Below are 22,951 nucleotides of genomic sequence, written 5' to 3'. Positions count from 1 at the left end.
ATCAACTGGCTAGAAAGCATTGTGACAAAGTTCAATCATTCAACATCCCGCATGTCATGGGAGGGAGGACATATTCTGTTGCCATTCCAGGCATCCACCCATCAGGGCGTTGGGTACATTTCTGATATCCTTTCCCCTCCAGAACGGAGGTATATGCAAATGTAAACGCAATAGCGCCAATGAAAAAAACACCAATAAGGCCTATAAACCCTCGGTAGATGTTTTTACATCTGAGGACCGCCATTTTTTCCCCATGTCTCATAGCCATAAACCAGTAAATACAGGGAAAGAGCAAAACTACTGGGAGCATAATCAGAGCAGAAGCGAATGGCGAAAATGTTATATTCATTCCAAATGCAAAATATTCACCAAATATCTCCTTGGCGAACCATATTGAACCTAGTGAAAAAATACACCATATAACTAATGTTCCGAAAAACCTACGTTTCGCACTCATAATTTAATTACCTGAGAAGTAAGATCACCAATATATTTTTTTACATACTGCTTTATTTCCGACTCAACAACCTGGCGCCCCTTTCTTAGCACACCATCCATATACATAGCTCCGAGGTCAAGAATATCATTCGAAACCTCTCTCGATTTTTCAACAAATTCTTGCTGAGCTGATTCTATATACGGCGAAATGAAATCAACTAAACTATCCGTCACGTGATATTTCTTATCAAGATAGTTAAGTACAACGGCAATACCGACTCCTGCAATAACTACTATAGCCAGATTCAGCACAACGAATGACGTCATTGTGTACAAGCCCACGCCATAAAGCGCTGCCGATGAAATCCCTACCTTTGCAAGATCGGTTGCTAGTGTTCCAATAAATTGTGAAAGTGAGGTTTCATCATTCAATATGAAATCAATCGTATCGATAACAGATACATACACAAAACCTAGGATCGTGCCTTCGACGATGGATTTCTGCAACCCAAATTTACCTATCCCTGCCTCGATGATTTTTGGGTTCATCTCTGCAAAGACTGGGGCGTTTAGCGTTTTCCTGATTGCTGCATAACCACTAATTTTTATCAGACGTGTTCCTTTGTGGTTAACAAACACCGTCGCGGTAATACCTATACTTCCTAGTTTATAAACCATCGTAGAAGCGCTGGCTGCATCATTGATATTCGTTGCATATGTTTTGACAGTATTTCCGACCGGATTTGTTGTAGCGTTTTTCCATGTTTTTTTAACAAAATCCCAGCCATCAATAATCCGCCGGCATTCCTCCAGCGTCAGCAAGAGGAAATCATGCCTGTTACGTCTTAGCATCCCTCGAACGTTGTCATCCGGAACGGTATGAGTATTGATCAATTGTGGATAGCCAGGAGCCAACATTGTGTCGCTCTGAGAGCCAGCAAGGAATGCCATGGAAAGAGCATCAGCGACAGGTGTTTTTTCTGTTTCGGGAGTATCTGAACTAGATGCCCCTGAACTCTTCTCATATGTATCATTCCACATCGACGGAATAAATTTTGCTTTGCAGGGGCAGGTGCTGTAACTGTCGAGGGTGCCAGCCATACGCCGGTCGTGAATGGTGTCGTTATCGATGCCGCCGGCAATTTTATAAAGCCCGGGATGCTGACCGCAGGTCACACTGTCCTGCTCCCTGGCAACGGGTTTATCAAAAAGGGTGTGATCCTCTGCACCCGTCGTTATTCTCCCGCCACAGGTGGTTTTATCACCCTGTACCAGATAGTTACCTTCTGCCATGAGTGGCTCTCCTTGATAAATTCAGTCCTGATTATCCGCACAGTACCGCGCTGCTTGCCGGGTCGAGCGCAATAAGACCCGCCAGAAGCAGATCCATCTCCGGCAGTAGTCGTGATTTGTCGGTTTCACTGCGGGTGGCTTTCATACGCAGCAGCCGGAGGCGACGTGATTTGACCTCAAACAGCAACTCAGGCGTCCACTGTGTCAGGGTGATGGACTGTGCAGCCCCATCGAGTTCACCCAGCAGATGCAGGGCCAGTTCATTCTTCCCCTTCTGCTCGGCCACGCGGGCCATCAGCAGGCGCAGCAGCCATTTATCACGGATGCTGTCTGTACCCGGGCGGGTCTGAAGCCACTGCAGTGTGACATCAAGGCCTTCACTGTCCGCTTTCTCCAGCGCTTCCGGCTCCAGGGCCAGAATATCGTTGTCCATGGCACTGACGGCGGTGACGGGCTCATCTTTCCAGCCCGGCATATCGTCCAGCACGCTTTCGTTTATCCAGTTCAGCGTGACTTCATCGGCAAACGGCGTCCCGTCATTAAAGGCCAGGGTTTCCAGCCCGGTGAGACGACGAAGCAGCCCTTTCAGGTCGGCCACGATAATCTCTGCGAGGACGTTCTGCCCGGATTTGAATACCATTGCAGATCCAGCCAGAGATGGTTGGCACCACGGGAAAAGGCACTGTCTGCCTGTTCCAGCATTTCTGACCAGCTTTTCTGCAGATACAGGCGCTTGAGCATGGCCCGTTGATCGGCGCGCGGCGGTTCGATGCACGTTTTCCCTTCCGCGTCCGGAGCCGGGATCGCCCCCAGCGTGTCATGACGCAGGCTTTTCATCAGCCGGTGGGCGGCAAGCCAGCCATCAGGCTGTTCACGCAGGTAGCCCGTCAGCGTGCGGGCCTGTGCCAGCAGATCCTGCCCGGACGTGATGCGGGTCAGCACGGGAGCCGTGCTCCCTGTCGTGTCAGGTGCGGATGCTGGCGTGCTGCTGGCGTGCTGCGGGACAACCGCATCCACGCCGCCAGCTTTTATCAGACAGGATCCCAGTGCGCTGTAAAGCGCATTCAGCTCTGGCCGGGAGGCTTCCGGATACAGCGACAGGCTGTCGAGCACGCGGGAGCCCGCCAGCCACTCCAGGGCGGCCTTACGACTTCGGTCGCGCTGCGGATACAGCTGCGTGCCAAAGTGTTGCAGCATCCCGGCCAGCAGCTCCAGCCCTTCGGCGAACCCGGACTCACCCTCCTGATGCAGCCGCGCCCAGCAGTAATAGGTGGCAACACGAATGTCCTGGGCCGTGGTGGTGAGAAGCTTTTCCGCCAGTTGGCAAATCAGTGCAGTATCGATGCCGGAGAGTTTATTGACCTCTTCCCGGATGCGCTGGAAATCATCGTCGTATCCGGGATCTTCACCGGTTGGTTGACTGTCGCTGACGGGGGCAGTCCAGTGATGCCAGCTTTCCGTTCGCGCCTGTGCCTGTTGCTTCAGTTGGGTTTCATCAGCCTGACAGGCCGTCACAAGGTTTTGCAGTGCGCTCATTGTGTTATTCCACTCCGTCCATGTCACTGTTTCCTGAACTCATCAGTGCCTGCGCCGTGGCGGCGCTGTCCACACTGAAAATCTGGTCCGGTAAGGTGAATCCCCGAAGATCAAGCAACGCCAGCGGGCCTTTGCCCAGTTGGGAACGCAGCACCCACTGCAGTGTGCGACCGTCTGGTGCAGTAAAGCTCATCATCCACTGACTGCGGTCAAGTTGCTGACGTTTACCCTGTTCCAGCCAGCGGATGAAGCCCCAGGTCCCGCTGTAATCCCCGAACAGCCGCGCACCAGCGCTGGTTGAGGTCCAGGTCAGCATGGTGCCCGGTTTATAGGTCTCGCCCGGCCAGCGGAAGGTCTGCCAGTCGGTCATCTGGTTAAAGTAGTGCAGCTGCTGGCCGTCAATGGTCAGTTGGGTTTCCACCACCTGCGGCACAGGCCGGGCCTGCAGTTCGAAACTGATGCCCTGGCTGCCGTCGGTAAACAGAATATCCGACAGCTGACTCAGCTGGTTGATGGCTTTGAGGAACGCAGGGTTAAAAGTCAGTCCCTGGCTGTTCACTTTATCCGGCACCCATTGACTACCCTCTTTGTGCAGCACCCCACTGAGCTCCGTGGTCAGGAAGCGCTCAATACGTCCGCTGTCCTTACGTAAAAATTCGGCGATCATCGGCAACGAGGCTTCGCTTTTACTGGCGGCAAACGGATAGCGACCATCAAAGGCCGTGTGCCAGTTGGCCACCACTGAACGACTCCACTTGTCATTGAGGCTCGCCGCAGACGGTTGCAGAACCGTTTCCCAGGCCTGGGTCAGCGGCTGCACGAACATCGTGCTGCCAAAGCCACTCCATTCTTCACCGAGGCTGGCAGAAATCAGGCTACCGTACTGCTGAGTATCGGTCAGGTCGACACTTTTGCCCTGGAACACCGTCTGGGCCAGGGTCTGCATCATCTCCTGCGGGTCAGAGGCGCTGGCGACCTGCTGCAGACGCAGGCGAACACGGGTAATGCGCGTCAGATAAGTCTGCAGGCTGAGCGATGTATCAGCCGACATCACGTTGCTGCCGGTGTTTTTGCCCATCAGGGTCAGCAGCGGACCAAAGGTTTCATCCATCGGCCCCTGTTGACCGGATGCCGTCTGGTCAATGGCAGGCTTCTCACTTCCGCCCACCAGGTCTTTGGCTGACCTGATGATGGAGTCGGACAGCCCTTCACTTTTCTGGCCGGTCTGCCCCTGCCAGGCAATGGTGTTCATCAGCGCAATCAGCGGGGACTGGCGCACATCGCTCATCAGGGTGAGCTGGTCGGTAACATCCGCGATATTGTTCGCCGGATTAAGCCGCAGGTTGTTGAGGAAACTCAGCCAACTGTCGGCAAAGTCGGTGAAATAGCGTTGCGTCAGACGCGCTTTCAGGGCTTCCGGCGACAGGTCAGCAGACACGGCCTTATGACTGTCACTCAGCACCCAGTCGATTTCATCCCGGCGGGAAGTTGCTGCTTTCTCAATCGCCTGCTGAATGCCACCTTCCCAGGCCTGGCGGGTGAACATGCCAGGCACCACTTCTTCAGTGGTGAAAAGACGGCGGGCATCGGTGCCGCTGGTCATGTCTTCAAGTGTTACATCCCCAAAGTTGCGGCGAACGGATTTCAGCATGTTTTCATACAGCGTGCTTTCAGCGTTACGGCGGCCAATCTGCTGGAGCAGCACCTGACGGCTCTGGCTGACCAGCTGCGCGTCCGGGGTGATTTTCCACTGCGGCTGTTTCGGCAGTTCGTAGAGATAGAAGGCCCACAAATCCGGTGACAGGCTCTGCCACAATCCGGTGGAAATCCCGGTACGGGTCGGCTGCACGGATTTCATCGTTTCGGCATAGAACACGCCGTCAACCTTATCCAGACGTGACATCATCAGCCAGGCCTTGAGCTGGCCATACCCCGGCTTTGCCAGTTGCGCGCGCTGGTCACTGTTCGGTGCCGAGTTTGCGAGCGCACTGAGCTTCTGCTGCAGAGCCTGGTTCGCCGGGTCCAGAATAAGGCGGTTATTCGCTATGCCGTACCACGGCAGCATGGCATTGAGTAATGGCTGATTATGGTCGAGGCCAAAACGCTGGTACCACGGCGAACCTTCGCTGATGTTATGCTTCAGGCGGCCCGCATGGTTACGCAGGGTATGCAGAGCGGTCAGCTGATAATCAGAAACGGAAGGGTGTTCCACCAGGGCATGAGCCTGTTCAGCAACAGACACAATCTGCAGGCGGTTTACCGCAAACGACAGCAGCGTTCCCGCACCCCAAACGCCGATGACAGCCATCAGCGACCAGGCCAGCGTCTGCTCCCAGGCCATCCCGACCCGGCGACCGCGTACCCGGGTACAGTCGTCCACAATCCCCTGCCAGGTGGCTGGCAGCGTCAGGGCATGGCGCTGTGATGCCGGAATGTACTTCTCTTCTCCGGCAGTCACCGGTGTGGCTCCCTCCGGGTCTTCTGCAGGCTGGCTCTGTGGCAGACTAAACATCAGGCCACGTAACGGGATGCGTTGCTGAGTGGTATACATCCAGGGGGCCAGTTGCTCTGCCCAGCGACGGATACCATCAGCCTTCAGGGACTGGCCCAGACGCAGCAGAAAGTCGTTTTGCCGGTGTTGAGCAATCTGACTCACGCCCTGTACCCTTAGCCCGGAGAGCATCGACTCCAGCTGATGGGTCACATCGTCAGTCCTGGCACGCAGCGGGAACGACGCCCCCACGGCCTGTTCGGTGCGGTTCATTTGCGACCAGTCACTGTCGCACAGCTTCCATATCCAGACGGGAGCCGAATAGCGCAACAGCTCGCTGATTTTTTCCAGCCCACGCAGGTCGTTGTCACTGATTTGTGGCGTGAGATTCAGCGTCTGTGGCAGTACCCGGACAATACCGTCCAGAGGGCGGCCCCGGCGCAGTTTGCGCAGGGCGGTATATTTTTCTTTGTCGTGTTCGGCGGTCAGACTGCCACCATAAATCAGCACCGTGCGGTTCCCCTCCAGCCACTGATTTTCCTGCAGGCCGGGGACCAGTTGCTCAATGGCTTCTTCGTTACCCGTGACCAGCAACAGGCGGACCTTACGGCGCCAGAAAAGGCCAAAACGTGAATGCAAATGGCGGCGAAGAGCGTTGCACATCGCTACGGCCGGATGAACAGCAACCTTCTCAGTTTCTCTTTTCTTTTTTTCATCATCGCCGTTTGTGCCATCCACCAGGTCATCAAATTCAGCCTTCCCGGCACTGCGAACTGCGACCAAAAGCAACAGTGAAGCAAGCAATGCACATCCTGTGACACAGCCTCCGGCAATCAGCCAGTAAGTCTGTTGCTCGCTGCCAGGGTGAAGACCTGCCATGTCCGGGTGTTTCCAGATGATAAATGTCATGGCCGCCAGCAGGACTAAGAAGAACACGGCGACAGCAAGGTAGCGACCTTCCGTTGTTTTCGGTAATAAAGCTTTCAGCCTCACGCGTCCATCTCCTGTCGGGAAGCAATCGGGGTAACGAGGGTGCTCCACAGCACATCCTGTGTGGTGTCACCGCTGATGATCATCTGCGGTAATTGAGTTTGCCGGGCAATTTCTGTGGCTGCCGCGATGGCCAGCCAGGGAGCGGCTGCACCTGCATGTCCCATTGATACGTCAAGGTTTGCTACAGCGTCGTCTTCAACGGACTGAGCAGGATGCTTGTTCTGGCTCTCGACCACTTCTGCGCGTTGCTCTTTCGTTAATCCGGCAAGCCACAGGTGTTTTACGATATTTTCTTTGAGCGGGACGTTATAGGCGGCCATTCGCATCCCAGCATCCAGCCCTCCTGGTGGGGCGGGGTCCGGCCTATGCAGCAGTGCAACAGGCTCGAGAGCCTCCTGTGTCAGGCGATTGCCGAGAAGAATGACCACTGCCGCTTCAGCAGAGTTATTTGAAACCACTGGTGCAATCTGCAGTGATACGATAAGCAGCATTGCAGACTCTTTAAAACGATTATTCATCCAGCTATCAATGACGCCGGAACCTGAACCGTCGAGATACTCAACAGCGCACGCTATGCCACTTTCCTGCCATTCCTGCTGCCAGATATCACGAACAGCACCGAGCGACACTGATGATGAAATATCAAGAACAACAACCAGTGAGGCATGTTCCGGGAACTGATCAACAGGCAGACCGGTAATCAATTCTGAAAACAGGCGTGAGATAAGCGACTCAGGTGTATCCTCAGGCTCTACTACAATGCGGCTCACCCTTTTACTTTTTTCTCCCTTCCAGTCAGCCTGGGAGGCGATGATGCTTTGATTGTTCAACATCGCGGCAGCGGCGATATCCTTATCCATTTCGGTATGTGCAGTTATAAAGGTTGTGTTCAGTATCTGAAGCGCGCGCCGTGCCCTTTGGGTTTCGCGTAGAATCCATTGTTCCCGACGTCTGTCAAAACCATTCGCTTTACTGTCCTGTAATGACCAGACCCACATTCGAATAACGAAACTCACAGTCCATGCAGCTATGGGTGTGCCAATAGCAATTAACCAGAAGTGCCTGTTATCGATGTAGCGTCCAAATATACGCATGAGGATCACACTAATGACCAGCATTAACGCCAGAACAGCAAACCACCGGAATGTCTTTGGTGGGGCTGGTCGAGGGTAACGTTCAGGAAGATGCTTAAGGGAATACGGCATTCAAACTCTCATATCTCAATATTTATAAAAATCAACTAAAATAGAAAGATCGTTTGGTTTTCTCGGGGTATCTATCAAAGAGCACCTTATCTTTTTTAAAATCTCTATTTTTAATTTCAATAAATGCCACATCACCATTCCGATCATAAATCACATGAACGCCTTCCTCTACATAGTTCCCTTTTATGTAAACATAATTAATCTCTTCATTAAGACGGCCTTTCTCAATGCCTGACTCAAAATATCTTCGGCATTTCATTGTTTTACCATCAAGTGAACAAACGCCAAATTTCGCAAATGCAACCCCATTCTTTTCAAATGTATAAATAATGGTTACATCTCCCTTGTAGAAGAAAAATTTATTTTCTAAGCGGGGGGGATAATCATAACCCAAATATAATTTATTGCTTTTGTCATTATCTATACCTGCTGGAGGCATACCATATCCAGCCCTGTCAATTTTTGAAAAGTAAATTTCACCTATTTCTTTCTGTCTTGAGCAAGTTTTTTCATTCACAAATTCAACTTTTGTTATCCCGCGAATGTATTCTTCATTCTCAGATTTATAAGACATACATGCGCATGAGTATTTTTTCGACATTAACCGTTTATCTTTCATTCCTGTTTCGAATTCTTTAACACCATTCTTATCATAAAATAATAATGTATCGCCTCCAGAGTTGATAAGTACCCCACATGATCTTTTCAGATTGCCTGCTGCAAAAGTTGACCAAGAAATAACCAAGAATAAAAGTAAACCTAAACTTTTAACATTCATACCCTATCCCCAAATACGACCAATAAAAAACACCATCCAATTCAGATACCTATGGATTGTTAACGATAATTAATCGGTCAGAGAATTGGCCAAATGTTCATGGTGAAGATTAGCTGTTTCTTGCTGAAAATATAAAAGAGTAAATTTACTGAGGATTGATAATCCATAGCTTACATCTCTTGAAAAAGTAAGATTGTGATCAATTACTGATGACTCACAAGAAAATTGATGCCCTGATAATAAATAGCCATTTGTAATAGCATCATTTCGTATTGATAAGCTTCCCATCCAACTCATCAAGTGTTTTATCACCCGAAAAAAGCTTTTTGCATTTACTGTCAATCACAGCATAATCTTTATCATCAGGGAATGTCACCTTCATTTTTTTGATTATATCCCACACACCAGGAAAAGAATCTACAGAACAATCAAGATCGTTAGGAGCAACGTACATTCCATTAGCTGATATTTTCCCGATGTAAAAGTCATCGGTTACAGGAAATGTATCATCCGAAATATTCACATCCTTTACACGTGGATTCCAAAAACCTTTCCCAGAGATAACATTCTTTTTCCCATCAAAACTTGATATTATCGCTTGATGCGCTCCTGATTGGGCATCAATGGGAATTAAAGCGAGAATCAGTTTTTTATCGAAATTAACATCGACAAGAGTAGATAATTTTTGGTCTAAATAATCTACGCTATATAAATTTACGGATTTGTTATTACAATCCTCCAACTCCTTTGTTTTTAAAAACATATTGCTTCCAGCAACAATCACACCAACCTTATCGCTTGTTAAAGAGAGTATTCCAGCCCCTAAATAGTACTTGCCATTCCAATTTTTAATTTTACATGAAGCGGAAACTTTCGAGGCGTCACTATGTACATCAACCACCCCTTGGTTATTTTTATTGAGACCAATCATATAACCATCAACTTTAATGGTATTGTAATATGCCCCCCAAGAGCTAAACGTAGCCATAAAGTACATCATTGAAGTTAAAAATGCTTTATTAAACGTCATCACCAATCACCTCCTTAGCTCTTTTCGTAAAGATTTTTCTCTCTGCAAGACCTTTGTCAGCACCATTTATTGCAGAGGTAACATTTTCAATAACCTGATCATCATCTGCTTTGCCATTTTTATCCCCATCCATTATTTTCACCGTTTTACCTTTAAACCCAACGATGAAGAAACCGCCAGTATCAATGCAATTATAACTACTTTCTGTTATTTTTTGTGGTGAGTCTATCTGAGGACTACGTTTTTTCATTTTTGCTGCATTTTTCTTTTTGTATTGAGGGTCATCCCACCAATATCGATCAAAGTCACTTACTGAGAGCCACCCTCGATATACCCAATAGCTAGAATAAGTATCGAGCCCAGTGAGCATTTTAAAACCACGCCCTCTGTATTTCTGGGCATCAACATCACCACAATTCCCATTAATCCAGCTGTAGGACCCTGTGATAACATTCCCTTTTGAATTGTATTTTTCACCAGAAAAATAATCGTCTTTTTCTTCTGTCAACTCTCCATACCAATGCCCGAGCTCCGCTTCATTTTTGGTTGATAGGTCAACAATTCCACCACCTTTGTGGACACCGTTCTCTATCAGTTGTTGCTGACTAACCTCCTGCATTGACAGCAAACTTCCGGATTCAACAGCCCCCTGCCCAAGAAAATGACATTTTCTATTGGCACTATAAAGATTGTATTTATTAAGTATGGCATTTATATCACCGTAATATTCAGTTACCTTCTTACTTATCTTACTGATTTGCAACTTTGCCGTTGGCTTAGTATTTGCCACCATTATTTTTTCAATTACTTCACTATCAAGCCAGCCACATTTTCTAAATTGCCGAATAAATGCCTTTGGCTCAAAGTGCCACAAACGCCCCGATGCCAAAGAACCAGAATCAAAGCACAGCGATTCAGCGTGAGCCTTAAACCTCGCATAATTCTCTTCAGACATCAGATCATGCTCATCACTGCCGGTCTTTAGCCATGAGAACCGGGCATCTACGGTGCTTATTTCCCACTCAAACGGGAAATGACATATCAATTTTCCGCACTGATTGTCATAGTCGCCATTTTCATTCAGTGCAGCAATCGCTGCGGAATTACACTGGCTATTGGAGTCCGTGTCATCGTCAACCAGCTGCCAGCCAGTCCAGTGGGGAAAATCTGCGTCACTGAACTTCTTGATATTCGGATCCGCGAGGTTAACCACTCCTTGCCCGCCCGGATAATTGACCGTCATCCACAGTGGCGCATCTGCTGGCACCAGAGTCTCATGGTCGGTATTGATGACCCGCCCAAAACGAAGCAGTTCAAATCCCGCGCTAGGGCTGTCCTGGTATTTGGCCATGGCGGTTTTATAGAGGTTGTACTCGTAATCCTTTCCATCCGCATCAACTAAAGGTTCTCCCACCAGGAGGTATTTTCCTTCAATTTGAGCATCCTTCTGTCGGGTCACCATGGTGCAGCTTCCCTTCTCAAGGGTCATACTGGCATACAGGTGAACAGTGCTGATACATCGCTCAGTCAGCCCGTCAGTGGACGTGCCGTTATGTGCCGGGGCTTTGTCGTAAAATTTAGTTCCGGATGGAAGATAAAAATGAATATCCCCGTATACGGCATCGGTTCGGCCATCTTTCGACACTTCAAGCTCACGGGTCTTCCTGCCCGTCAATTTGCTGATGTTGTCATCGTCGCAGAATATCTGGAAATGGAAGGCATTCACCGCATCAACCATCCCGGAAGTACCGAGCGGATCTTTCCGGTACACCTTCTCGCCGGCTTTCACTGTCGATTCAAGCGACTTCAGGTGCATGTAAAGCGAATAAAAGACCACTTTCGCCTCGTCACCACTGCCGATCTCCGTTTCGTGCTTCAGCAGCACATAACCGTCATCGCTGCCTTTAACACCTGGCTTATCTGCATTGAGGTTCAATGGTGCCAGGTCTCGTTTAGCGATACCCGAGCTTTGACGCAAGGACACGACTGAGCCATCGGCTATTGCCCGCACGCTTTCTGCAGGCCTGCCGCCATCGGTGTGTCGGATATGGATCCCACCATGCCATGAACCATGTGCGTTGGTTGGAAAACCGCGGCGTTCAGCCACAGTCATTACTCTTTCAATCCACGTCGCATCGGTTTCAGTCGCGTCTTTCGCTTTCAGGAGCGGAGGGCTGATAATCATGTTAGGACTCCTTGTCAGGAAAAGCTGAAGGTGTTGGTCGGTTCAGTGGTTTCAGGGGCGACACTCGGGAATTGTGCGGTATTGTTGGCTTTATCTTTGCGGCCGTAATGCCCGGCCCTGGTCCTGTACTCACCAAGTGTGGCGGATTCAATCCCGTTGGCATCCAGGTTGATGTAGCTCCCGCCGCCATTGATCACCACGCGCTTATTTGCCGTAATGTGGATCTCATTCTCAGTACTGGTAATGCTCAGCTCGCCGCGCGCGACCAGTTCCATCAGGTCATTTTGCGCCTGAATTTTTACTGGTCCCTGATTAGCAATGAGCTTTATACCGAGCTTACGCACAAACACGCTGAGCGCATTACCAACACCCACAAACAAATTCTTCACCACGCTGACGTCCGCATTCTTACCGGCTGTGGCGATCAGGTTCTGACTGGCGGAGAGCTGCAGATGCTCTCCGCTGGTCAGCGCGATGCCGTCCGGCGCGCTCATCAGCAGCACCGATTTCCTGAGCTCCGCTAATTGCTGCTCCAGCAGTTTGATTTGTGCCTGCAGGTCAGCGGGATTCGCCGTTGCTTTCTGCGCATCCTCTGAGATGGACGTCATCTGCTCCCGGGCATCGTCCAGATTGCTGACAGCTGGCTGCATCTCCAGCACCTGGCCCTGCGCCTTCGCCTGGCCGTCTGCCGTAATGAATATCCCTTTCTGCGCACGTATCGCGCCCCAGCTGTCGCTTCTGAGCTCAAAGCCTTCCCCACGCTTCTGACGCTCAGCGTCCACGAGATGGCCAAGGTTCAGCTGGCTCTTGCCGCCATACTCTGTTGAGAGCTTGATATGTTCCTGATTTTCCGAGTCATCCAGGCGGAGTTTGTTGTTTTTTGGGGTACGCAGGACGTTGCGTTTGTAGTTCTGGATGGTGACGTGGTCGCCGTGCGCCGAATCGTGCAGCACGCCAGAGATATACGGCCGGTCAGGGTTGCCATCTTCAAAACCGATGGCCACTTCAGTGCCTGCCAGCAGCGGCAGGTGCAGACCATAGGTATCACCGGCATACGGGCGGGACTGGCGCACCCACAGGCTTTCAAAACCGGTCTCCCAGTTATCGCGGTCGAACAGCATGTTGACGCGGTAGCGGCCATCACGGTCGATGTGCCCGTAGGTATCGTTCTCTTTGGTACTGGTGACGCGCGCCGGTAGTGTGCCGGCCATCACCGGGCGGTCACCGGGCTCAGGACGAAAACCAAAATCGGGGCTGTCCGGGATACCTTCAAAATTCACACCAAAATCTTCGTCACGACGGGCGTGAGTGTGCATCGTCGTGATGGCCACACCATGCGCAAACACCTCTGCCACCTCATAGCCGCCGGTGACCTTTAACAGCATCCCCGGAAAGAGCGTCGGACAGCTGGTGATGGCGCGGGTTTGTGTCTGACCATTCAGGTAACGTTCGTGGCGAATACGGGCATAGAACGCCCCGGATTCCGGTGCAGGATGACGGTCATATTTACTGCCCGGTGTCAGGTAATTGTCGGCATAGTGATAGGCATCACCGTAGGTGGTGGCGTCCCCCCGGGTCGCATCGACCTGGGTGTTCATATCTTCGTTTGCCGTGCGGTAGTTGTAATCGCGGGTGCTGACCTGCTTTTGCACCACAGCGTGGTGGCATTCCATGCCCCAGACGGAGTCCACCCCTTTTGAGTGCTGGCCGGACGGCGGCACCGATGGCAGGGTCAGCCCTTTCTCATAGCCCTGCTGGCTGTCGTAAAATTCCACCACATCGATATTGAGGCGCGTGTCGGTGGTAAAGCGGAACCAGATGCCCACTTCGCCCAGCAGGCGGGTGATGAACTTCAGGTCATTCTCACCGTACTGCATGACCTGCTCACGGCGCGGATACTCCTGAGTCAGTGAGAACAGAAAATCCTGGCCGCGCATATTGTGGCGCTCGCGCAGGATTTTTTCCACAATCTGCGGCACCGACATGTCCTGATAGATAGCGTTCTGGTGTGAACGGCTGAGCAACGCCAGACGTGGGGTCAGCGTCAGGGCATAGTGCGTTTCATCTTTTGAGGTACTGAGACGTTCAAAACCGCTGACGACCCCCTGAATAACGCGAACGGCCTGTTGCACCTTGATGCCGTAGCCCTGATCCACCGGTGCCTGCAGCGTCAGGGAAGCGGCTTTCATCAGCATCATTTCTTTGCTGATGGCATGATCGCCACTGGTAAACTCAATACGGTAGCTGAACGGTTTGCTCAGGGCTTCGTGCCCCTCAAAGGCCAGAACGTCCAGCCCGGACTCACAGCCTTTTACCGCCAACAGGTGGTGATTGTGGCTGAAGCGGATTTTAAGATTCGTGCTCATGCGTCAGTTCCTTCTGGTTCAGTGGCTGGGGTATCAAACTCCAGCACAATGCCCTCATCGTCGGTCCACTCCAGGGTCAGTAATTTGGGCTTCTGCTTGGCGGCCATATGGGTCAGCAACTGCTGACTCAGCACCGGCAGGATTTGCTGGTTGAGCAGACTGTCAACGTTGCGCGCGCCAGTATCGGGTAACAGGCAGGCAGCAGTCAGCGTGTCATACAGGCTGTCACCAATCTGCGTGGTCAGGCCGTAGTGACGCTTCAGACGCTGGCTCACCTGACTGAGCTTCATCTCCACGATGGTGCGCATGGCAGATTCTGCCAGTGGGCGATAAATCACCGTCTGGAAACGGGCCAGCAGTGCGGGCTGGAAGTGGTCACGCAGGATCGGACGCAGCAGTTCGTGCAGGTCGGTTTCGCTGGCGTCTGGTTGTTCCTCCAGCAACTGCATGAGGTGGTCGCTGCCGAGGTTAGAGGTCATCAGGATGACGGTGTTACGGAAGTCGATTTCACGCCCCTCGCCGTCGCGCATAAAGCCGCGGTCGAAGACCTGATAGAACAGGTTCATCACGTCACGGTGGGCTTTTTCCACTTCATCGAGCAGCACCACGCTGTACGGACGCTTGCGCACCGCTTCGGTCAGAATACCACCCTGGCCGTAACCGACGTAACCCGGAGGGGAACCCTTCAGTTGGGAAACGGTGTGCGGCTCCTGGTATTCGGACAGGTTGACGGTGATAAGGGATTTCTCGCCACCATAGAGCACATCGGCCAGCGCCAGCGCGGTCTCGGTTTTACCGACACCACTCGGGCCGACCAGAAGGAACACGCCCTGAGGGCCGTTCTCAGACGTCAGACCGGTTTTCGCCGCGCGCAGACGCTGGGCAATGGCATTCAGGGACATGTCCTGACCCACCACGCGCTTACCGATTTCAGCTTCCAGGGTCAGCAGTTCAGTCTGCTCATCCTTCATCAGCGAGGAGAGCGGCACGCCGGTCCAGTCGGCAATCACGTTGGCCACAGTGCGGGTGTCCACATCCATAGAGAGCAGCGGCGTGCTGCCCTGCAACGCGGAGAGCTGATTCTGCAGATTGTTGATATCGGTCTGTCGGCTGATATCCTGGCGCACTTCAAGCAGCTGTTCCGTCAGGCTCAGCTCGTGGCCATACTGGCTTTCCAGCACATCGAGTTCGACAATCAGGTCGTTTTGCTGCTGTTCAATCGCTGCCAGGCGTTCGCCGTGACGATGGTTGCCCAGCGCGATATCTTCCAGTAGCGCCTGCTTCTCAATGTCCAGCGCGGTGAGCTGCGCGCGATACTGCGTCAGTGCTTCGGGCACGGTGTCGAGACTCATGCGCACACGGGCAGAGGCCGTATCGAGCAGATCAACGGCTTTATCCGGCAGCTGACGTCCGGTCAGGTAGCGGCGGGAAAGCGTGACGGCAGCACGAACTGCGTCGTCGGTGATGTGCACGCCGTGGTGTTCGGCGTAGCGGGATTTCAGGCCTCTGAGCATCAGACAGGCTGTGTCGTCGTCAGGTTCATCCACTTTTACCATCTGGAAACGACGCTCCAGAGCCGCATCACGCTCAAAATACTGCTTGTACTCGCTCCAGGTAGTGGCCGCGATGGTTCGCAGTTCGCCACGCGCCAGCGCCGGTTTCAGCAGATTGGCCGCATCCGCACCCCCGGCTGAATTCCCCGCGCCGATGATGGTATGCGCTTCATCGATAAACAGCAGGACAGGCACCGGCGACTGTTGCACGGCATCGATGACATTTTTCAGGCGCTGTTCGAACTCGCCCTTTACGCCCGCGCCCGCCTGCAGGAGGCCGAGATCGAGGGTACGCAGAACGACTGTTTTCAGGCTTTCCGGCACGTTGCCCTCATGAATGCGCTGCGCCAGCCCTTCCACCAGGGCCGTTTTTCCGACACCCGGCTCGCCAACCAGGAGCGGGTTGTTTTTACGGCGACGGGAGAGGATGTCCACCATCTGGCGAATTTCGGTATCACGACCAAACACCGGGTCGATTTTGCCGTCTTTCGCTTTGGCGGTGACATCGAGGGTGAATTTATCCAGCGCGTTCTGCAGCGCAGGCGACAACTCGCCTTCTTTGACCTCAGAAACGCTGACCGGGCGACCCACGAACTCAACCGCATCGCTTTTCGCTAATTCTTCACCCAGCTGCCTGGCCGGACACTCGTCAGACTGCGTATCCAGCAACGGACGCAGTCGCTCAAGCTGGCTCTGGCCCAGCGTCAGCAATGGCCACAGGCCATCGCAGCGCGCCAGTTTTGGCTGAGCAACCAGCGCCATCAGCAGATGGACACTGCGGATCTGTTCTTCCCCGGCAAGGGATGCCAGTATCCAGGCTTCCTGCAGGAGGGTCTGAATGCTGGCGGACAGCTGTGGACGCTGATGAACTGAGCGGGGCTGATTATCCAGCCAGGCAAGCATGTCCTGCCACAGCGCATCGATATCCCACTCATAACGGCGGGCCAGCACCGTCAGGTCACCTTCACCCTGCTCAAGCAGCTTCAGCAGCCAGTGCTCAGGCAAAATTTCTGCATGCGCCCGGGTCTGGCAGAGCGAAGCCGCCCCTTCCATCGCTCGGGCACAGTAAGGGTTCAGACGTCGCAGCAGAATGGCTGGATTTTCCATGACTTTCTCTCTTTGTCGTTTCCTGGACACGCTACCGCCCATCGCTGTTTCCCGGGAAGGGGACCAAAGCGCATACGGTCAGGCTGGCAGTTTGTGGGGTTCTTTGCTCAACGCCCGCACGGGCAGACGTTCAGCAAAAACAAAAAAGCGGGCAGGATGCGCTGCCCGCTTCTGGTCTTACGCGGTGGCGCGTTCGTTCCAGGAATCGGAATGAATGATGTTGCCGTCTTTGTAGGTCCAGGTGATTTTTTCGTAGCGCAGTTCAATGCGCTCAAGGTGGTTGTGCTTCTCTTTAGACGGATCCTTGATGTCGTACATTTCAGGATTCACCTTCACCACTTTCACGTTCTCAAGCTTGGTGTTGAAGTACTCGACTTCCTGACCCGCGTCGTTGATTTTGTACCACTTGAATTCCGCAGACTTCAGGGTCTGACCGGTGGTCACCGCCTTGTACAGGTACGGACTGGAGGAGTCGATCTCCTTGGTGAACAGGAACGGGGTGTGGATACGGGTACCGGTCAGCTTGCCGGTGTTGTTGTCGGTCGGGATGTACAGGCAGTGTTGCTGTGCCACCACTTCGATGCTGCCTTCGCGATCCTGAACGTCCACAGACCCTTTGATGTCCGCGCCGCCGTCGTCTTTCAGCCAAAGATAAACAGGAATTGCCATGTGATTTACTCCATTACAGTTTTATCTGCGCCATCATCCGATGACGCCTGGGGATTGCCCGGTATCTGACAGGCGTCTGCCTGCGGAACCAGACTGATTTCGACACGACGGTTAAGTGCGCGCCCTTCCGGAGTGTCGTTCGTTGCGACCGGGCGACTTGCGCCATAGCCCTGCACCGCAAAACAGCTTTCCGGTACATCACCGGTATCACGCATCCAGTTGCGTACCGCTTCGGCACGCCTCAGGGACAGCGTCTGATTCAGTTGGGGGTTGCCGGTGTTATCGGTGTGACCACTGACCACAATCAGCCAGCCCGGTTTGGCTTTGATGCCCACCAGGGAGGTCACCAGCATTTTGGTGGAGCCCGATTTCAGTTCAGATTTACCGGAATCGAACAGCGACATGCTGTCGAGGCGAACGATTTTCGGAACCGGTTTGGGTTTCGGCTGCGGTTTGGGCGGCGGCGGCGGAGGCACATACGAGCGGATCGCTTCCAGCACCGGCATGCGCAGATGCCCGCCCTGATACAGTCCCAGACTCATGTTCAGCGGTTCACCGTTACGCGACCAGTTATCCAGCAAGGCGCCGTCCTGACGCAGCACCTTCACGGCCTCTGCCTTCAGGTCGTAATCATCCATCGAAATGCGGTCATAGTGGGCGATGTCGAAGGCCACACGCTGCAGCAGTTGATGATTGTTCCAGCCACTGCTGAGCAGTGCCGCCATCGTCGCCAGGGTGAACATCCCGAGAGCACAACGCAACGTTCTGCCCCGCGGTGTCAGCCCCTGGCCTTCTGGCAGTAGCGGCAGAACAAAGTCCGGAAACAGTGACATCACCGTGCTGTCGGTGCCGACAGGCTGCCATCCGGTGACGTGTTGCATCGCGGTGTGGCGGGATAATGAGGCAGTCCAGAGGGATGAGGCCAGGCTGCCGGCCAGAATGGGCCCTGTTCCCCACAGTACGGCGGTCGGGACAATGGCCGGGATATCCGGATCCTTATCCATAAAGACGGATTTAACGTGGCGGTGAAACCAACTCATCAGGCTGTTCATCAGCACCTGTTGCTGCATCGCCATCGCACCACAGGTGGTGACCCAACTGGCAACCGAGCAGGGCGCCGACGATCCTCGCCAGACGCTGACTCCCTCCCCGGGTATTGCCGCCTGCCAGAGCATGTCGTTCATCATGGCGCTGCCCGCCTGACCGTTCAGAACCAGCGGGATGGAATGACAACTCTCCTTACGCAGCTGGCTGATTTGCCAGCGCAGGGCCAGCAGGCGACTGGTAAGGCGCTCGACGTCCGCATGCTTCTGCGGGCAGACGCTAACCATCACCGACAGCTGACGCCCCCAGTCCGGACGAAGCCATAACAGCTGACGTGCCACCTGCTCCAGGTCCTGATGGTCTTCCACCCGGATCCAGCATCCCTGGGTGACGGTCAGAACCTGAGACGGCTGTGACCAGGCCTGTGGCAGATCGCCGCAGACCAGCACCACCGGCTGGCGGTAAGTGGCGTCAGGCAGGTCATCCAGATTCAGAGTATTGCCCTGCTTCTGGCGACGGATTGCCACAATCCAGCACGCCAGGATACCCCCTAGCGTTGCCAGCAGGATAAGCATGGAGACCAGCCGGGAGAACGGCAGAAACGCCAGGCACACCACGGCACTCAGTAGCGCAGCCCACAATGCCAGCCCACGCTGTTGTGCAGGACTCATTTCACCGCTCCCGGCAACAGGGCTTTCAGGGTCTGGTCAAGCCAGCAGTCCAGCCCCCACCAGAGCGCCACCACCACGAGCAGGCTCAGGCCGATACGCACCGGCCAGGAGGCCAGCCCCCCCCCCATGCCCCGTCCGGCACGACTTTCTGCCAGTACCGGGTGGGTCTGCGGATAGCTGAAGGGGGCGACGTGTTCATTGAGCGCACTGACGAGGGACTGCCGCGCCGGATCGTTCAGAGAGCGGTAGCTGCCGAGGAACCCCAGCATCATCACCCGCTGAAAACAGGTCAGTACTGCCGCATCGGGGGCGGGTTCACGCAGCACATCACGCATCCGATCGCAAAGCGTATCGCCTGCATCCATGGTCCCCAGGAAATGCCCCTGCAGCGGAATGTTGTACCACTGCACGCAGGCGTCATCCTCCACGCCCCGACCTTTCACCGCCTCATCGAGCAGGGCACACTGCGCGGCAAGAATGTGCTGACAACCCGCCTCGTCCAGCTCACGCGCTTTCAGCTCTTGCCGGACCCGCTCCACATCGGCAATACAGCGCACCCACAGGACCCGCCCCTCACCGTCCTGAAACGTCGGGCCGTGGCGCAGGCTGATGACCTGCAGCCAGGTATCCTGCAGCAGGTCATCAATATCGATGGACGCGGCCGTACCGCGTTTATGCTCACTCATGTTCTCAGTACCGCAAAGAGTTCAAGTTCAGGCTCGCCGAGCATCCCCGGGACATAAAATATGCAGCTGCCGCTTTGCAGCATCTCGGTGGCCAGTGGGTGTGTCACATCGAGGCTGAAATACTGATTTTCCAGGCGCAGCGGAATGGCGGCCGGCACATGACGCAGTGGCGTCAGCGGCACCCCCACGCGGGAGGAGTTGACGATACTGCGAACGTGATCAGGACTGCCGACCTTGCACTGGCGCGGGAACTGCTCCTGCAGCTGTGCCACCGACATCGGCGAACGAACGGAGAGGTAATAATCGGCCCCTTCGCGCAGACGCGGATCGTGCAGACGGGCCTGCCAGAAATGCAGACGCGGATCGTAATCCAGTTCAATGGACACCACCCGCGACGGCAGACTGGCTTCCAGCAGATCGCCCAGCAAATCAAACAGCGGCGGGAAGACGTTATTCAGCTGTTCATGCTGCCAGGCCGGAATGGCACTGACCTGGTGCTCCAGCGAGAAGGTCAGCAGGCTGCCCGCGAGCCGTGCCAGCTCTGGATACAGACGCTCAGGCGGACTTTGCGGGTGACGCTGGAACTGCCCCAGTACCGGCTCAGCACTGTTCAGCGCATTGAGCAACCAGAACAGGGACACATCGGCCACGGCAAAATCGGCCATCCGCTCATTGCTTTCACGGCGCATGGCCATCAGACGAATCAGACGCGCGCGCAGTTGCGTCATCAGCTGGTCCAGTTGGGTGACCAGCCAGCGGCTGCCCTGCAGCGCTAACAGAGGAGGAAGAAAGGCCTCATCGGGTGCCCAGTTGCCCTGAGAATCCTGCTGCAGGCGGGCAACCGGACAGGTCAGGTAATCGCTGTTGTTCTGATGGGCAAAGCGCAGCGTCAGTTCAGGCTGAATGACCGCAATCTGGCGGGTATCTTCACCAAAGCGGTTGCGGACATCCCGCCAGCGCTGGCGGAAACGTACCGGGCGTTCAGCCACTTCATCAGGCTTCAGGCAGTTGCCACCATTGGCCCGCAGCAGCGGCAGGGCGAGCACCACCGTCACGGCCTGCGACTCGCTCTCAAGCGACAGCACCGGTGGCAGGTCGTCCGCATTATCCGTATCGATAAGCGTCCCGTCAGGGAAGCGGATATGCAGATGACGGGCCTGCAGACGGCCCAGCTTCAGTGCATCCGGCTCAAACGTGGCCTCGATCATTCCCCAGGGCTGGGCAAGACCCAGCCGGGCGATACATTCCGCAGACCAGGCCGCATACGCGGCCTGTTGCTGGAAGTGCTGGGGCGAGACCATCTGGCCTCTGCCCCATAACGGTTGTTCCGTTTTCATGGGCTTCCTGCCTTACTTAGGATTTCGCCTTCGGCATCTGGGAAACCAGTGACAGGTTGACGTCCATGCCTTCCACCTGGAAGTGCGGTACCGCATACAGCTTCACACGGAAGAAGCCCGGGTTATCTTCGATATCTTCCACCACCACTTTGGCATCGCGCAGCGGGTGCGACGCCTGCAGCTCGTCGCCCGGATCGGTCATTTCCGTCACCAGACTTTTCACCCAGGTGTTGAGCTCGAGCTCCAGCAAACGGCGGTCCTTGGTGGTGCCGATGTTTTCACGCTGGATAAGCTTCAGGTAGTGCGCAATACGGGACAGCAGGAAGATGTACGGCAGACGGGCATTGATGCGGCTGTTTGCCGTGGCATCCGCGGTATCGTAAATCGCCGGTTTCTGGGTGGAGTTGGCACTGAAGAAACAGGAATAATCTCTGTTCTTATAATAACTTAGTGGAATAAATCCCAGGTTCGCAAACTCAAACTCACGGGTTTCCGGGATCATCACTTCTGACGGGATCTTCACCTGGTTGCCGGTACCCAGGTCATACAGATGAATAGGCAGGTCCTGAACGGCACCACCGGCCTGTGGGCCACGGATTTGCACACACCAGCCGTTGTTAATGAAGCTCCGTACCATGTTGGATGCAAAGGCAAACGAGGCGTTGGTCCACAGGTATTTATCGTGATCGGGGCCTTTCACTTCTTCCACGTAGTTGAAGCTACGAACCGGCACAGTATCCGGGCCATACGGCAGGCGACCCAGCACGCGCGGCATCACCAGACCGATATAACGGGCATCGTCCGTCTCACGGAAGGATTTCCACTTGATGTACTCCGCACGGTCGAAGTAGTTACCAATGTCCTTGATGGCCGCCACTTCCTCCATCGAATCCTTGAGAAAAAATTTCGGGCCGGCAGAGCCGATAAACGGCATATGCGCTGCGGCAGACACTTTTGAAATGTTGCGCAGCAGAGCAACATCCTGCGCAGACGCATCAAACTCGTAGGCAGAAATCAGCGCGGCAATCGACTCTCCACCCGGTGTATCATACTCATCGATATATGTATGTTTATACAGCCCACTCTGGATGATTTCCGGGCTGTCTTCGAAGTCCTGACGCAGGTCTTCTTTGGACATATCCAGCAGCTCAACCTTCACGTTCTGGCGAAAATCGGTTTTGTCAACCAGGGACTTAACACCACGCCACAGGCTCTCCACCGCCTGGAATTCTTCGCTATGCATGACCGCATCCAGTTGACGGCTAATCTGGTAGTCCAGCTCCGCGATATGGTAGTCAATCAGGTTTTTGTCGAGTTTTTCAACTTTTGCGCCTGCTTTCGTCAGACACTCCAGGAACACCTGCATCCCCGCCGTTAAACGTTCATCCGCAGTCGCATCCGACATCGCCTGTGCGTCCTGCCAGATGTCCAGCGCGCTCAACTCGGATACCGGGTTCAGGTTGATTTTTTCAAACAGGGATGCATAAACCCCACCTGCCGCTGGACGCTCCAGCAACACGCTTTCGCCACCAGCCGCATTCTCATTTTTTACAGACATCAGCATCTTCC

The 22,951-nt window shown here is 53.9% G+C and carries 14 protein-coding genes and 1 pseudogene; all 15 read right to left on the bottom strand.

Annotation, left to right across the window (positions count from 1 at the left end; all coding sequences use genetic code 11):
* Positions 1–31 precede the first annotated feature (31 nt).
* Positions 32–457 carry a DUF1240 domain-containing protein gene (locus tag I6L54_RS08845; protein ID WP_040231401.1) on the bottom strand — a complete coding sequence of 142 codons (426 nt, stop codon included), beginning with the start codon at positions 455–457 and terminating at the stop codon, positions 32–34.
* Positions 454–1,731 (bottom strand): PAAR domain-containing protein, encoded by a 1,278-nt coding sequence (locus tag I6L54_RS08840; protein ID WP_040231402.1) that lies wholly within the window; start codon positions 1,729–1,731, stop codon positions 454–456. Before I6L54_RS08840 ends, I6L54_RS08845 begins: the two co-directional genes overlap by 4 nt.
* A gap of 31 nt (positions 1,732–1,762) precedes the next feature.
* Positions 1,763–3,267, bottom strand: a pseudogene (locus tag I6L54_RS08835) (TssA family type VI secretion system protein).
* A 4-nt stretch (positions 3,268–3,271) separates the two neighbouring features.
* Complete coding sequence (locus I6L54_RS08830; RefSeq protein ID WP_040231479.1) at positions 3,272–6,745, bottom strand: ImcF-related family protein; 3,474 nt, start codon at positions 6,743–6,745, stop codon at positions 3,272–3,274.
* Positions 6,746–6,747: 2 nt separating this feature from the next.
* On the bottom strand, positions 6,748–7,956 hold the full coding sequence (locus I6L54_RS08825; RefSeq protein ID WP_040231403.1) for a KPHS_23130 family T6SS system protein: 1,209 nt from the start codon (positions 7,954–7,956) through the stop codon (positions 6,748–6,750).
* Between the two features lie 31 nt (positions 7,957–7,987).
* Entirely contained in the window at positions 7,988–8,734 is a 747-nt protein-coding gene (locus tag I6L54_RS08820) for a hypothetical protein (RefSeq protein WP_137378521.1), read from the bottom strand.
* A gap of 262 nt (positions 8,735–8,996) precedes the next feature.
* Positions 8,997–9,764 (bottom strand): LamG domain-containing protein, encoded by a 768-nt coding sequence (locus tag I6L54_RS08815; protein WP_040231408.1) that lies wholly within the window; start codon positions 9,762–9,764, stop codon positions 8,997–8,999.
* Positions 9,754–11,949 carry a M23 family metallopeptidase gene (locus tag I6L54_RS08810; RefSeq protein ID WP_040231410.1) on the bottom strand — a complete coding sequence of 732 codons (2,196 nt, stop codon included), beginning with the start codon at positions 11,947–11,949 and terminating at the stop codon, positions 9,754–9,756. The genes I6L54_RS08815 and I6L54_RS08810 overlap by 11 nt, the downstream gene beginning before the upstream one ends.
* Positions 11,950–11,963: 14 nt before the next feature.
* Positions 11,964–14,315, bottom strand: coding sequence for a type VI secretion system Vgr family protein (locus tag I6L54_RS08805; RefSeq protein WP_040231412.1), 2,352 nt, complete (start codon positions 14,313–14,315; stop codon positions 11,964–11,966).
* A complete protein-coding gene (gene tssH / locus I6L54_RS08800; protein ID WP_040231413.1) occupies positions 14,312–16,975 on the bottom strand; it encodes a type VI secretion system ATPase TssH in 2,664 nt (887 codons plus the stop codon). Before tssH ends, I6L54_RS08805 begins: the two co-directional genes overlap by 4 nt.
* Before the next feature lie 177 nt (positions 16,976–17,152).
* Positions 17,153–17,644: a type VI secretion system effector Hcp gene (gene hcp / locus I6L54_RS08795; RefSeq protein WP_040231414.1), complete on the bottom strand. Its 492-nt coding sequence runs from the start codon at positions 17,642–17,644 to the stop codon at positions 17,153–17,155.
* A gap of 5 nt (positions 17,645–17,649) precedes the next feature.
* Positions 17,650–19,359: an OmpA family protein gene (locus I6L54_RS08790; protein WP_040231416.1), complete on the bottom strand. Its 1,710-nt coding sequence runs from the start codon at positions 19,357–19,359 to the stop codon at positions 17,650–17,652.
* A complete protein-coding gene (gene tssL / locus I6L54_RS08785) occupies positions 19,356–20,045 on the bottom strand; it encodes a type VI secretion system protein TssL, short form (RefSeq protein ID WP_040231418.1) in 690 nt (229 codons plus the stop codon). The genes I6L54_RS08790 and tssL overlap by 4 nt, the downstream gene beginning before the upstream one ends.
* Entirely contained in the window at positions 20,042–21,382 is a 1,341-nt protein-coding gene (gene tssK / locus I6L54_RS08780) for a type VI secretion system baseplate subunit TssK (protein ID WP_040231420.1), read from the bottom strand. Before tssK ends, tssL begins: the two co-directional genes overlap by 4 nt.
* A gap of 16 nt (positions 21,383–21,398) precedes the next feature.
* A complete protein-coding gene (gene tssC / locus I6L54_RS08775) occupies positions 21,399–22,946 on the bottom strand; it encodes a type VI secretion system contractile sheath large subunit (RefSeq protein ID WP_040231421.1) in 1,548 nt (515 codons plus the stop codon).
* Between the last annotated feature and the right edge of the window lie 5 nt (positions 22,947–22,951).

The organism is Citrobacter pasteurii, from assembly GCF_019047765.1.
Taxonomy (GTDB): domain Bacteria; phylum Pseudomonadota; class Gammaproteobacteria; order Enterobacterales; family Enterobacteriaceae; genus Citrobacter; species Citrobacter pasteurii.
This window is presented reverse-complemented; position numbering and strand designations above follow the sequence as displayed.